Below are 13585 nucleotides of genomic sequence, written 5' to 3'. Positions count from 1 at the left end.
GATGCGCATGTATACCCAGGCGCTCAACACGGCCGAGGCCGACGATCGCGGTCTTGAGGATGCGGCCAAGGCTGCGCAGTTTCAGGCCCGCATCGATGCCGAGGAACGCATCGAGCCGAACGACTGGATGCCGGCGGCCTATCGCAAGACGCTCACCCGCCAGATTTCCCAGCACGCCCATTCCGAAATTGTCGGCATGCTGCCCGAGGGCAACTGGATTACGCGCGCGCCGACCTTGCGCCGCAAGGCCGCACTGCTCGCCAAGGTTCAGGACGAGTGCGGCCACGGGCTCTATCTCTACGCCGCCGCCGAGACGCTCGGCACCTCGCGCGAAGAGCTGGTCGATGCAATGCTCGCGGGCAAGGCAAAGTATTCCTCGATCTTCAATTATCCGACGCTGACCTGGGCCGACATCGGCACCATCGGCTGGCTGGTCGACGGCGCCGCGATCATGAACCAGATCCCGCTGTGCCGCTGCTCCTACGGCCCCTATGCGCGCGCGATGATCCGCGTCTGCAGGGAAGAGTCGTTCCACCAGCGCCAGGGCTACGAGATCATGCTGACGCTGTGCCGCGGCTCGGACGAGCAGAAGGCGATGGCGCAGGATGCGCTGAACCGCTGGTGGTGGCCGGTGCTGATGATGTTCGGCCCGCCCGATGCCACGAGCCAGCACAGCGACACCTCGACCAAGTGGAAGATCAAGCGATTCTCCAATGACGAGCTGCGCCAGAAGTTCGTCGATGCCACCGTGCCGCAGGCGCAATATCTCGGCCTCAATATTCCCGATCCCGGCATGATTCAGGACGCCGAAGGGCACTGGCGCTACAGCGAGATCGACTGGACCGAATTCAAGCAGGTGCTGGCCGGCAACGGCCCCTGCAACCGCGACCGCATCGCCGCGCGCCGCAAGTCGCATGACGAGGGCGCCTGGGTGCGCGAGGCGGCGGCCGCTTATGCCGCAAAGCGCGCGCAGCGCCAGACCGCACAAGCCGCCGAGTAGGGAGATCGCGATGGCCACACCGAACACGCCGCTGTGGGAAGTCTTCATTCGCAGCCGCAACGGGCTCGCGCACAAGCATGTGGGATCACTGCATGCGAGCGACGCCACCATGGCGCTGCAAGCCGCCCGCGACATCTACACCCGCCGCGGTGAGGGTCTGTCGATCTGGGTGGTGCCGTCCACCGCGATCACCGCGAGCGACCCCGCCGAGAAGGGCATGATGTTCGAGCCGGCGGAATCGAAGATCTACCGGCATCCGACGTTCTATGAGGTGCCGGAAGAAGTGGGTCACATGTGATGGCGAGCGCCAACACGGAGGTCACCGAAACACCGCTGGTGCTCTACGCGCTGCGCCGCGCCGACGATGCGCTGATCCTCGGCCACAGGCTATCGGAATGGTGCGGGCATGCGCCGATGCTGGAAGAGGACATGGCGCTCTCCAACATCGCGCTCGATCTGATAGGCCAGGCGCGCGAGCTCTACACCTATGCCGCCAAGGCCGAAGGCAAGGGCAACGACGAGGACAAGCTCGCTTACCTGCGCGATGTCAGGCAGTACCGCAATCTGCTGCTGGTCGAGCAGCCCAACGGCGACTTCGCCCACACCCTGGTGCGGCAGTTCTTCTATTCCGCCTTCGCGGACCTTTACTGGCGTGCAATGATGACTTCGCGGGATGCGACGCTGGCCGCCATCGCCGCGAAGTCGGAAAAAGAGAGCGCTTATCATCTGCGGCATGCCTCGGAATGGATCATCCGGCTCGGCGACGGCACCGATGAAAGCCATGCCCGTGCGCAGGCCGCGATCGATCACCTCTGGGCTTTCACTGGCGAGATGTTTGCCGTCGACGACGGCGAACGCGCCCTGATCCATGCCGGTATCGCCGCAGACCCCGGGACCTTGCGCGGTCGCTGGTTGACGACGCTTTCCGATGTCGTCAGTGAGGCGACGCTCAAGCTGCCGCAGAACGACTGGATGCAGCAGGGTGGCCGCGTGGGCCGGCACAGCGAGCATCTCGGCCATCTCCTGTCCGAGTTGCAATCGATGCAGCGCACGTTTCCGGGGCAGACATGGTGACGGTGCTCGACCGCGAAGCTGATCTGCGCCGACGTGCCTGGGATGCCGCGGCGGCCGTGGTCGATCCGGAAATTCCGGTGCTGACCATCGCCGATCTCGGCGTGCTCCGCGATGTCGTGCTCGACGGCGATCATGTCGAGGTCGCGATCACGCCGACTTACTCGGGCTGTCCGGCGATGAACATGATCGCGCTCGAAATCGAGGTCGCGCTGGAGCGTGCCGGTTTCCGTCAGCCGAAGGTGCGCACCGTGCTGTCGCCAGCCTGGACCACTGACTGGATGAGCGAGGAGGGTCGCCGCAAGCTGCGCGCCTACGGCATCGCACCGCCGCAAGCCTCAAGCTCACGCCGCGCGCTGTTCGGCGAGCAGGCCGTCCCGTGCCCGCAATGCGGCTCTGACAATACCGAGCTGCTGTCCGAATTCGGCTCGACCTCCTGCAAGGCGCTCTGGCGCTGCAAGGCCTGCCGCGAACCGTTTGATTACTTCAAGTGTCATTGAGAGACGCCAAATGCCAACTCCATCGTCATTGCGAGCGCAGCGAAGCAATCCAGACCGTTTCCGCGGTCGGATTCTGGATTGCTTCGTCGCTTCGCTCCTCGCAATGACGACCGTGGCCCAAGCCTAGGGTGTCCGAAATGTCCGCAGCCGCACCGCGCTTCCATCGCCTGGCCGTCAATGATCTCCGCCAGGAAGCCTCTGATGCCGTCTCGATGACCTTCGCCATCCCCGGCGAACTCGCCAACGATTACGCTTTCACCCCCGGGCAGTACCTCACGCTCCGCGCCATGCTGGACGGCGAAGAAGTGCGCCGCTCCTATTCGATCTGCTCGGGCCCTGACGACGGCGAGATCCGCATCGCCGTGAAGAAGGTCGATGGCGGCGCGTTTTCGAGCTGGGCAGCGGACGAACTGAAATGCGGCGATGAGCTCGACGTGATGACGCCGACCGGACGCTTCGGCGCGGTCCCGCCGGCGGATGCCGGACGCACCCATGTCGGCTTTGCCGCCGGCTCTGGCATCACGCCGATCCTGTCGATCGTGAAGGGTGTGCTCGCACGCGAGCCGGACAGCCGCTTCTTCCTGTTCTACGGCAACCGCGCCACCGACAACATCATGTTCCTCGAGGCGCTCGAGGAGCTGAAGGACCGGTTCATCGACCGGCTCTCGATCTTCCACGTCATCTCCGGCGAGGAGCAGGACATCCCGATCCTGCACGGCCGGCTCGATGGCGACAAGGTGAGGGTGCTGCTGCGCTCGCTGGTGCCGGCGGCAAGCGTCGATCACGTCTTCATCTGCGGCCCCCTTGGCATGAGCGAGGACATCGAGGCGACCTGCCGAGATCTCGGCATCGCGGAGGAACGCATTCACGTCGAACGCTTCGTCTCCGAATTCGGTGGCAAGCCGCGACCGAAAAAGGTCGTTGCGCTCGACGCGCCGCCGAAGGCGATTGCGTCGCTGATCATCGACGGCAAGCGCCGCGACGTGCCGGTTGCCGAGGACGAGGCGATCCTCGATGCCGCGCTGCGCGCCGGGGTCGATCTACCCTTCGCCTGCAAGGGTGGCATGTGCTCGACCTGCCGGGCAAAGCTGGTCGAGGGCGAGGCGCCGATGGACATCAACTATTCGCTGGAGCCGTGGGAGCTGAAAGCCGGGTTTGTTCTCACCTGTCAGGCCAAGCCATCATCGGAGCGGGTCGTGGTCGATTACGATCACGTTTGACAGCTGTGACCAACCAGCAGAACATCATGTGCAAGAAAATGCCCGGGAGAAGCGCGTGAACGTCAAAGCCGCCCTGTCGCCTGAGGATGTCGCCCGCGCTTGCGCCGATGCGATGTGGGCGGAGGATGACGCGAGCAAGGGTCTCGGCATGGAGATCGTCGAGATCGGCCCCGGCTTTGCCACGCTCGCGATGAATGTGCGGCCGGACATGGTTAATGGTCAGCGCATCGCTCATGGCGGCTTCATCTTCACGCTCGCCGATTCCGCATTTGCGTTCGCTTGCAACTCGCACAACGACCGCGTGGTGGCGGCTCAAGGCCAGATCACCTTCATCAGGCCGGGCAAGCTTGGTGATCGTCTTGTCGCGAAGGCATGGGAGGTCACCCGCGGCGGTCGCTCCGGTATCTATGACGTGCGTGTCACCGTCGGTGACACCGTCATCGCGGAATTCCGCGGGCATTCGCGCGTCATTCCGGGTACGTGGCTGCCGGCACAAGACCAATAAAGAAAAGAACAGATCAATGTGGGGAAACGAGGATGGCTTTGACGAGGCTCAAGGCAGGTGGCAACGCCTATAGTGCCGAGCTGGATGCGTACGAGCGTGCGTCCCGTGACGAGATCATGGCGCTGCAGACGCAGCGGCTGGCCTGGTCGCTGAAACACGCTTACGACAACGTCGCGCATTACAGGAAAGCATTCGACAAGGCCGGCGTGCATCCGTCCGACTTTCGCGGGCTCTCGGATCTTGCAAAATTTCCGTTCACGGTGAAGACGGATCTGCGCGACAATTATCCCTTCAACATGTTCGCAGTGCCGCGCGAGAAGCTGGTGCGCGTGCATGCCTCCTCCGGAACGACCGGCAAGCCGATCGTCGTGGGCTACACCCAACGCGACATCGACACCTGGTCGGAGGTGATGGCGCGCTCGATCCGCGCGGCCGGCGGTCGCAGCGGCATGATCATCCATAATGCCTATGGCTATGGCCTCTTCACCGGTGGTCTCGGCGTCCATTATGGCGCCGAGAAGCTCGGTTGCACCGTGGTGCCGGTCTCTGGTGGCATGACCGAGCGGCAGGTGCAACTCATCAACGATTTCAGGCCCGACATCATCACGGTGACACCGAGCTACATGCTGGCGATCCTCGACGAGTTCAAGCGCCAGAAGCTCGACCCGCGCCAGTGCTCGCTCAAGGTCGGCATTTTCGGCGCCGAGCCCTGGACCAATGCGATGCGCGGCGAGATCGAGGACGCCTTCGACATGGACGCGACCGACATCTATGGCCTGTCCGAGGTGATCGGCCCTGGCGTCGCACAAGAGTGTATTGAGACCAAGGACGGCCTGCATATCTGGGAAGACCACTTTTATCCTGAAGTGATCGACCCCGAGACCGGCGCGGTGCTGCCGGACGGCGAGAAGGGCGAACTCGTCTTCACCTCGCTCACCAAGGAAGCGTTCCCGGTGATCCGCTATCGCACCCGTGACCTGACACGGCTGCTTCCGGGCACGGCACGGCCGGGCATGCGGCGGATGGAGAAGGTGACGGGCCGCTCCGACGACATGATCATCCTGCGCGGCGTCAATCTGTTCCCGACCCAGATCGAGGAGGTGCTGCTCGCGACCGACTGGTGCGGCGGGCACTTCATCCTGGAACTCACCCGCGAAGGCCGCATGGACGAGCTGACCATCATCGCCGAGGCGCGGACGGAGAGCTGGGACGGCCGGGGTCTCGTCGATCACGCGGACCGTATCTCGACCCATATCAAGAACACGATCGGCATCAGCTCCAAGGTCCGGGTGGTCGCGCCCGCCACGCTGGAGCGCTCGCTCGGCAAGGCCAAGCGGCTCTACGACAAGCGGCCCAAGGACTGACTTGACGGATTGACTTGACCGGCCCCAAAGGCGACAAGGCCCGCGAGAAATCGCGGGTCTTTTCCATGTCATCAGCCGAACCCAGAGCCGTCGAGGCGCGCTGCGTCCGCCTCAATGCCAAGGCCGAGAACGCCGCCGCGATTGCGCCGATCGTGGAGCGTCATACCCTCACGCGTCGCCCGAACGATCTGCTGATCGAGGTGAAGGCCGCCGCCGTCAACCCGTCTGACGTCAAGGCCGCGACCGGTCTGATGCCCTATGCGGTTTTCCCGCGCACGCCCGGCCGCGATTACGCCGGTGTGGTGATCGACGGGCCGGCCGGCACGATCGGGCGTGAAGTGTTCGGCTCGTCAGGTGATCTCGGCATTCGCCGTGACGGCACCCACGCCAGCCATCTCGTCGTCGAGGCGGATGCAGTGGTCGAGAAGCCGACGACGGCGTCCTGGGAAGAGGCGGCCGGCATCGGCGTGCCCTTCGTCACCGCGATGGAAGGTTTTCGCCGCGCCGGCATTCCAAAGCCCGGCGAGACGGTGCTGGTGTTCGGTGTCAACGGCAAGGTCGGCCAGGCCACGGTGCAGATCGCGACCTGGCAGGGCGCGCGCGTCATCGGCGTGGTGCGCAAGGCTGAGGCCTATGAGGGCCACAGCAATGCGCCGGTCGAGGTGATTGACGCGTCCGCAACCGACGTCGCCACGCGCGTGCGCGAATTGACCGGCGGCAAGGGCGCCGACATCGTCTTCAATACGGTCGGCGATCCCTATTTTCAGGCCGCGCACAAGTCGCTGGCATTGCGGGGCCGGCAGATCCTGATCGCCGCGATCGACCGCATCGTGCAGTTCAACATCCTCGAGTTTTACCGGGGACAGCACACCTATGTCGGCATCGACACGCTTGGCCTGTCGTCGACCGCAACAGGCGCGGTGCTGCGCGACCTCGGTCCGGGCTTTGCTGGCGGGCACCTGAAGCCGTTCCCGATCAAGGCGAATGCGATCTATCCGCTCGAGCGCGCGAAGGAAGCCTATGCCGCCGTTGCGGGCTCGTCGCGCGATCGGGTCATCCTGAGGCCGTAACACACCGTCATTGCGAGCGCAGCGAAGCAATCCAGAAATGCATCCGCGGAGACAGTCTGGATTGCTTCGCTGCGCTCGCAATGACGGCGGATGGGTTTGAGAACAACAGATGGAATCCACCCAACTCGTCGTCCTCGCCGGCCTCGCCATCGGCCTCATTTACGGCGCCGTGGGCCTGCTCAGTGGCTTTTGCCTGATGAGCAGCATGCGCGGCTGGCTGGCGGAGGGGGACGGACGGCTGGTGCGGTCCTATGCGCTGGCGATTGCGGTCGCGATCGCCGCGAGCCAACTCCTCGCCGGCAACGGCGTGGTCGACCTCGGCAAGTCGATCTATCTGCAACAAACCTTCTCGGTGCCGGTGCTGTTTCTCGGCGGCCTGTTGTTCGGTTACGGCATGGTGCTGTCGAACGGGTGCGGCTCGCGCGCGCTGGTGCTGCTCGGCCGCGGCAATCTCCGTTCCTTCGTCGTCGTGCTCGTGCTCGCCATCGCCGCGCAGATGACGCTCAAGGGCTTGATCGCGCCGGCGCGCATTGCGCTGATTCAGGCTTCGCAAACCACCGTCAGCGCCAATTCGTTGTCGTCCTTGCTGGCGACGCTCGGTCCCGGCGAAGCGGTCTCGCGCGCGCTGGCCGCGGCCGCGATCGTCGTCGCGTTGATCATGTTTGCATTCGCGCATCCGGCGTTCCGCCGCTCGCCGGGCCAGATCGGGGCAGGAATCATCGTCGGTCTGCTCGTCGCCGGCGGCTGGTTCGTCACCGGCTATCTCGGCGCCGACGACTTCAATCCCGTCCCGGTGACCTCGTTGACCTTCGTCGCGCCGATCGCCGATAGCCTGCAATACGCCATGCTCTCGACCGGACTGACGCTGAACTTCGGTGTCGCAACCGTGGCCGGTGTTTTCGGCGGTAGCTTCGCCACGGCACTCGCTACGGGCCGTTTCCATCTCGAAGGCTATTCCTCGCCGCGCCACATGCTGCGCTCGGCCGGCGGCGCGGCGCTGATGGGGATCGGCGGCGTGATGGCGTTCGGCTGCTCGATCGGGCAGGGGCTCACCGGCGTATCGACGCTCGCGCTCGGCTCGTTCGTTGCGCTCGCCGGCATCCTGCTCGGTACGACGGTGGGCCTGCGCGGACGCCTGCGCGTTCAGCCGCTCGCGGTGGCCTGACGGCGCAGCAACCGGTCGCCCAGCGTCGCCAGGCCGATGCCGGCGACGATCAGTCCGGCCGCGACAGCCAGGCTCACGTCGATCGGTTCACCGAGCAGGATCGCGGCGCTGGCGATGCCGACGATCGGCGTCGCGGTGGTGCCAAGCGCGGTGGTCAGCGCCGAGATGCTCTTGTTGACCATCGACATCGCCCAATAGGCCAGCGCTGTCCCGATCAGGCCGGAATACAGGAAGAGCAGCACGAGTCGCCACGACCATTCCGCGTGCGGCAGGCCGTCCGTGATTGCCGCCGAACCCGTCAGCACGATCGTCGCGACGAGCACCTGCCAGATCAGCAGCTGAAGCGGAGACGCGATCCAGCGATGCGCGCGGATATAGATGATGTTCCCGGCCCAGGAGATCGCGGCCAGGATGACCATGCCGGCGCCGAGCACGACGTTGGTGTTGGTCCAGTCGATCGAGGTGGGGTTCAGGATCACGGCAAGGCCGATCAGCCCGAGCAGGGCACCGGCGAGTTTTGGCGCAGTCAGCGTATCCTTCCCCAGCACGGGTGCGGCGATCGCGACCCAGAGCGGCGTGGTGTAGCCGAGCACGATGGCCTTGCTGGCGGGCAGGAAACGCACACCGGCCGCAACCAGGACCGAGAACACCGTCATGTGCAGCAGCGCTACGCTGAGCACCACGGGAATGTCGCGCCGCTCCGGGATCACCAGGTTGTTGCTCAAACCGAGGATCACGAACAATGCAGCCAGCGCGATCCAGCTCCGGATCGCCGACGCCCACAGTGGCGGAAGGAACTGGACGAGCTGTTTCGTCACCGACCAGTTCACGCCCCAGGCGAGCACGACGATGAGGAACAGGCCGACGGCTGCGCGAGGCGAGAGGGAGTTCATCGCAAAATCCTTGAAGCAGTTCCATCAGGCGGATAGCATTTTGATTGGCACCTGAAAAAGTGCCAGACTGGAAAGGAATAAGGTGCCAGTTTCAGACAGCATGATCTCCGCCCTGATCGACCTGAAGCGGGCCGACGACGACGGGCTGGTGGCCCAGTTGACGAGCCAGCTCCGAAGCCTGATCGCGATCGGTCGTCTCGGCAAAGGCCGAGCGCTGCCGTCGAGCCGCAGGCTTGCAAGCGATCTCGGCGTCTCGCGCAACACCGTCACTTATGCGTTCGAGCAGCTCGCCGCGGAGGGATATCTCGAGGCATCACAAGGGCGACGTCCTATGGTCACGGTCGGCGGCGGCCGTGGCGTAGAGACGGCTGCCGTCGCACCGAGCGTTCGCTCTGGTAAGCCGCGTCTCTCGCCTTGGGCGTCGAAGCTTAAGCAGACCGATTGGCCGATGTCCTATCAGGCGCCGCTAAAGCCCCTGCGCCCCGGGCACGGAGATGCGCGGGAGTTTCCGAACGAAGTGTGGGCCCGCTGCCTGCGTCGCAGTGCCGTGCGCGCAGCCAAGCGCGAGCTCGGTCCGGTCAACCGCGCACACCTCTGCGAGGCCCTGGCGCATTATCTCGCGACCAGCAGAGGCGTCCGCGCCACGGCCGATCAGATCCTGATCCTGCCCAGTGCGCAGGCGGCGCTGACCTTGGTTGCGGGTTCGCTCATTACGCCCGGCGACGAGGTCTGGGTCGAGGACCCCGGCTATCCCGGCGCCGCAGCTGCCTTCCGTGCCTCCGGTGCGCGCGTGAGCGGCATCGGGCTGGACGAACAGGGCATGCAGCGGATGCCCGGAACGGCCGCGCCAAAACTCGTCTTCATGACACCATCGCACCAGCATCCGACCGGGCGGCTGATGTCGCTGGCACGCCGCACCGAATTCTTAGCGCTGAGCAGGCCCGGCAAGACCTGGATCGTGGAGGACGACTACGACGGCGAATTCCACTATGACAGCCGCCCCGTGCCGGCCTTGCAGGGGTTGGACGCCCATGGCCGCGTGTTCTATGTCGGGACGTTCTCGAAGGCGATGACCTCGGATATCCGACTCGGCTATCTCGTCGTGCCACCGGCGCTGGTCGGCACCTTGGAGATCGCGCAGCGGCACATCGGGCTGATCGCGTCCAGCCATATCCAGGAAGCACTGGCCGAGTTCATTGCCGATGGACATTTCCTGGCACATCTGCGCCGGGTGCGCCGGCTCTATCACGCGCGCCGCGATCATCTGGTGGAGGGACTGGAGCGCCATCTCGGTGAGGTGCTCACGGCCGAAGTTCCCTCGGGCGGCATCCAGCTGGTCGCGCGCCTCAAGCGCGGCCGCACCGATCAGGCGGCGATCAGGCGGCTGGGCGAGGCGGGCGTTATGACGCGAGCCCTGTCCAGCCTGGCGTTGGAACGGCCGCGCGATCACGGCCTGCTGCTCGGCTTTGCGGCGTGGCGCGAGAGCGAGATCAGCGCGGCGCTGCGAATGATGGCATCGTGTTTCTAGCGCGGCTATTCCACGGCCTTCGTCACGATGCGGATCTCCGATGTCAGAGTCCGGTGCACCGGGCACTTGTCGGCGATCTCCATCAATTTCTTGCGCTGCTCGGCATCGAGCGCGCCGTCGATGGCGATGTCGCGCTCGATCTGGTCGAGCATGCCGTCGCGCGTCTCGCACTCCGCGCAGTCCCTGGCGTAGATTTTTGAATGCTTCAGCGTGACGGTGACGCGGTCGAGCGGCAGCGACTTGCGGTCGGCATAGAGGCGCATGGTCATGGAGGTGCAGGCGCCGAGCCCTGCGAGCAGGAAGTCATAGGGGCCGGGGCCGGCATCCTCGCCGCCGGCCGCGGCCGGCTCGTCCGCCACCAGATGATGCGGGCCGACGGTGATGATCTGGTTGAACTTGCTCTTGCGGGTCTCCTGCACCACGACCTTGCGCGGCTCCGCGGCAATATCCATCGTCTTCGCAGGCGTTGCCGCGTCGATGTAGCGGCTTGCCCAGGCCGCGATCATTTCGGCCACATAGAGCGCGTCGGCCGGTTTGGTCAGCAGGTGATCGGCATGGTCGAGCGAGACGAAGCTCTTGGGGTGTTTTGCCGCAACGAAGATCCTGGTCGCATTGTCGATGCCTACGGTGTCATCGACAGGAGACTGCATGATCAGCAGCGCCTTGTGCAGACCTGTGATGTCCTTCATCAGCTCATGCTCGGCGACGTCGTCGAGGAATTCCCGCTTGATCCGGAACGGGCGGCCCGCGAGCGAAACCTCAACTTCGCCTTGCGCGCGGATGTTGTCGATGTGTTCCTTGAAGAGGCCGGTGACGTGGGCGGGATCGGATGGCGCCGCAATGGTGACCACCGCTTTCGCCTCGGGCACCTTGCTGGCCGCGGCGAGAATCGCGGCGCCGCCGAGGCTGTGGCCGATCAGGATCGACGGCGCCTTGCGTGTCGAACGCAGATGATCGGCCGCCCGCACGAGATCGGCGACGTTGGAGGAGAACGTCGAATTGGCAAAATCGCCCTCGCTAGAGCCGAGCCCGGTGAAATCGAAGCGCAGCACCGCGATGCCCCTGGCGGCGAGTGCGACCGAGATGCGTTTTGCGGCCAGCGTGTCCTTGCCGCAAGTGAAGCAATGCGCGAATAGCGCGTACGCCGCGGGCTCCCCGTCCGGCAGCTCAAGTGCTGCGGCAAGCTGATGGCCGCCTTCGCCGGTGAATTGAAAGCGTTCCGTTGGCATGGGCTTCCTCCCCGCTCTTACTCGAACCTAATCGCCCGAGTAGCGCTGCTCGGCCCAGGGATCGCCGCGGTTATGATAGCCGCGAACTTCCCAGAAGCCGGGCGCGTCCTCGGTCAGGAACTCGATGGCCTGGAGCCATTTGGCACTCTTCCAGAAATACAGATGCGGCACCACCAGCCGCACAGGGCCGCCGTGCTCTTCGGTCAGTGGCTGGCCTGACCAGCTATGGGCGAGCAGGGCGTCCTCGGCGGCAAAGTCTTCGAGCGCGAGGTTGGTGGTGTAACCGTCAGACGAATGCAGCAACACGAAGCGTGCATCCTCGCGCGGCTGGCAGGTTGCGAGCAGCTCGCGCGTCGCAAGCCCCTCCCATTCATTGTCGTAGCGCGACCAAGTCGTCACGCAATGAATATCCGAGGTGAACTGCTCCTGCTTCTGCGCCGCGAATTCGGCAAAGGTCCAGAACACGGGATTTTCGATCGCGCCATAGACGTCGAGCCGCCAGCGCTCGCGCGAAACAGGCGGCATGACCCCGAGGTCGAGCACCGGCCAGTCCTTGGTCAGGTGCTGGCCCGGTGGCAGGCGCTGGTCCTGCGGGCGCGTGACCTTGCCCGTGAGGAAGCGGCCCTCGCGCGCCCATTTCTCCTTGGTGCGCGTCAGCTTGCTGTCGGGCTGCTGCTCGTCGTTGGCCATGAGCTAATCGTGGCGATGCATCGCGGAGGCGTGCTTGGTGTCGCGCATGGTGGAATAGATGATCAGCGACAGGAAGATGACGCCGGCGAGGTAGTAATAGAACCACTCCTCATGCCCGATGCTCTTGAAATAGAGCGCGATCGCCGGTGCGGTGCCGCCGAAGATCGATACGGTGATTGCGTAGGGCAGGCCGACGCCGAGCGCGCGGACATTGGTCGGGAACAGCTCGGCTTTCACCACCGCGTTGATCGAGGTGTAACCTGCGACGAACAGCCAGGCGCAGCAGATCAGGATGAAGGCCATGAACGGCGACTTGGTCTCCTTCAGCGTCATCAGCAGCGGAACTGTCGCGAGCGTGCCGGCGATACCGAAGAAGATCAGCAGCGGCTTGCGACCGATCTTGTCGGAGATCGCGCCGTAGATCGGCTGGAGGATGGTCGCGAAGATCAGCGTGCCGAAGATCACGAAGGTGGTCTGGTCCTCGGTCAGCCCGACCGAGAGTTTCACAAACGTCTGCATGTAGGTGGTGAAGGTGTAGAACGCCGCGGTACCGCCGGCGGTGAGGCCAACCACCAGCAGCAGTTCGCGCGGATAACGCAGCAGATTGGTGATCGAGCCGGTCGGTTTCACGACCTTCTTGGCTTCCTCGAACGCCTCGGTTTCGTGCAGGTTGCGACGCATCACCGCCGCAAAGATCGCGAGCGCCGCGCCGATCGCAAACGGGATGCGCCAGCCCCACGCCTTCAGTTCCTCCGGCGTCAGGAAGACCTTCTGCAGCAGCAGCAGCACGATGATTGCGGTGAGCTGACCGCCGATGAGGGTGACGTACTGGAAGCTCGAATAGAAGCCACGGTGCTTGGGGTCGGCCACTTCGCTCAAATAGGTGGCGCTGGCGCCATATTCGCCGCCGAGGCTCAGGCCTTCGATGACGCGGGCGAGCGCCAGGATCACCGGTGCGGCGAACCCGATCGTGGCATAGGTCGGCGTCAGCGCGATGATCAGCGAGCCGAAGCACATGAAGACGACCGACAGCGTCAGCGAGATGCGCCGGCCATAATGGTCGGCGATATAGCCGAACAGCCAGCCGCCCAGCGGGCGCATCAGGAAGGTCGCCGCGAATACGACGGCGACGTTCAGCTGCTGGACGACGGGATCGTTACCGGGGAAGAAGGCCGGGGCAAAGTAGAGCGCGAACGCCGTATAAGCGTAGAAATCGTACCATTCGACGAGATTGCCGATCGAGCCGATCAGGATGGCCTTGATTCGTCGCTCCGCGTCGGCGACGTCAAAATGTTCGGGGGCCGGTTTGATTGCTTGCTCTGTCACGTCCGGCCTCTCCGCTTCCTTGGT

14 protein-coding genes are annotated in these 13585 nt (G+C 64.7%); 10 read left to right on the top strand and 4 right to left on the bottom strand.

Annotated features, from left to right (window positions below; all coding sequences use genetic code 11):
• Positions 1-7 precede the first annotated feature (7 nt).
• The 9 genes from paaA (at position 8) to AC1RR3_RS05905 (ending at position 7895) form a co-directional block, all read left to right on the top strand.
• Positions 8-1000, top strand: a complete 993-nt coding sequence (gene paaA / locus AC1RR3_RS05945; RefSeq protein ID WP_492820332.1) for a 1,2-phenylacetyl-CoA epoxidase subunit PaaA — start codon at positions 8-10, stop codon at positions 998-1000.
• 10 nt (positions 1001-1010) lie between these two features.
• Positions 1011-1298 carry a 1,2-phenylacetyl-CoA epoxidase subunit PaaB gene (gene paaB, locus AC1RR3_RS05940; RefSeq protein ID WP_008136594.1) on the top strand — a complete coding sequence of 96 codons (288 nt, stop codon included), beginning with the start codon at positions 1011-1013 and terminating at the stop codon, positions 1296-1298.
• Complete coding sequence (gene paaC, locus AC1RR3_RS05935) at positions 1298-2074, top strand: 1,2-phenylacetyl-CoA epoxidase subunit PaaC (protein WP_492820329.1); 777 nt, start codon at positions 1298-1300, stop codon at positions 2072-2074. The genes paaB and paaC overlap by 1 nt, the downstream gene beginning before the upstream one ends.
• Positions 2068-2571, top strand: a complete 504-nt coding sequence (gene paaD / locus AC1RR3_RS05930; RefSeq protein WP_492820327.1) for a 1,2-phenylacetyl-CoA epoxidase subunit PaaD — start codon at positions 2068-2070, stop codon at positions 2569-2571. The genes paaC and paaD overlap by 7 nt, the downstream gene beginning before the upstream one ends.
• A 137-nt stretch (positions 2572-2708) precedes the next feature.
• On the top strand, positions 2709-3791 hold the full coding sequence (gene paaE / locus AC1RR3_RS05925) for a 1,2-phenylacetyl-CoA epoxidase subunit PaaE (RefSeq protein WP_492820325.1): 1083 nt from the start codon (positions 2709-2711) through the stop codon (positions 3789-3791).
• 55 nt (positions 3792-3846) lie between these two features.
• Positions 3847-4296 (top strand): hydroxyphenylacetyl-CoA thioesterase PaaI, encoded by a 450-nt coding sequence (gene paaI, locus AC1RR3_RS05920; RefSeq protein ID WP_492820323.1) that lies wholly within the window; start codon positions 3847-3849, stop codon positions 4294-4296.
• 32 nt (positions 4297-4328) lie between these two features.
• Complete coding sequence (gene paaK / locus AC1RR3_RS05915) at positions 4329-5660, top strand: phenylacetate--CoA ligase PaaK (protein WP_492820321.1); 1332 nt, start codon at positions 4329-4331, stop codon at positions 5658-5660.
• A 65-nt stretch (positions 5661-5725) separates the two neighbouring features.
• Positions 5726-6730, top strand: coding sequence for a quinone oxidoreductase family protein (locus AC1RR3_RS05910; protein WP_492820319.1), 1005 nt, complete (start codon positions 5726-5728; stop codon positions 6728-6730).
• Between the two features lie 109 nt (positions 6731-6839).
• Positions 6840-7895, top strand: a complete 1056-nt coding sequence (locus tag AC1RR3_RS05905; RefSeq protein ID WP_492820317.1) for a YeeE/YedE family protein — start codon at positions 6840-6842, stop codon at positions 7893-7895.
• On the opposite strand, the gene AC1RR3_RS05900 is transcribed toward AC1RR3_RS05905, so the two are convergent.
• Entirely contained in the window at positions 7874-8788 is a 915-nt protein-coding gene (locus tag AC1RR3_RS05900) for a DMT family transporter (RefSeq protein ID WP_492820315.1), read from the bottom strand. The genes AC1RR3_RS05905 and AC1RR3_RS05900 overlap by 22 nt on opposite strands.
• Positions 8789-8888: 100 nt before the next feature.
• Between AC1RR3_RS05900 and pdxR the strand changes: the two genes are divergently transcribed.
• Positions 8889-10316: a MocR-like pyridoxine biosynthesis transcription factor PdxR gene (gene pdxR, locus AC1RR3_RS05895; RefSeq protein ID WP_492821407.1), complete on the top strand. Its 1428-nt coding sequence runs from the start codon at positions 8889-8891 to the stop codon at positions 10314-10316.
• A 5-nt stretch (positions 10317-10321) separates the two neighbouring features.
• Here the strand turns inward: pdxR and AC1RR3_RS05890 are convergent, their stop codons facing one another.
• From AC1RR3_RS05890 to AC1RR3_RS05880, 3 genes are read right to left on the bottom strand one after another with little or no spacing between them, the layout of a single operon-like run.
• Positions 10322-11545, bottom strand: coding sequence for a bifunctional alpha/beta hydrolase/OsmC family protein (locus AC1RR3_RS05890; protein WP_492820313.1), 1224 nt, complete (start codon positions 11543-11545; stop codon positions 10322-10324).
• 27 nt (positions 11546-11572) lie between these two features.
• Entirely contained in the window at positions 11573-12235 is a 663-nt protein-coding gene (locus AC1RR3_RS05885; RefSeq protein ID WP_492820311.1) for a sulfite oxidase-like oxidoreductase, read from the bottom strand.
• Between the two features lie 3 nt (positions 12236-12238).
• Positions 12239-13561 (bottom strand): MFS transporter, encoded by a 1323-nt coding sequence (locus tag AC1RR3_RS05880; protein WP_492820309.1) that lies wholly within the window; start codon positions 13559-13561, stop codon positions 12239-12241.
• Positions 13562-13585 lie beyond the last annotated feature (24 nt).

The organism is Bradyrhizobium sp. GW821-FHT13H05, from assembly GCF_058804065.1.
Note: the sequence above shows the minus strand (reverse complement) of the source record. Positions and strands in the feature narration are given on the sequence as shown.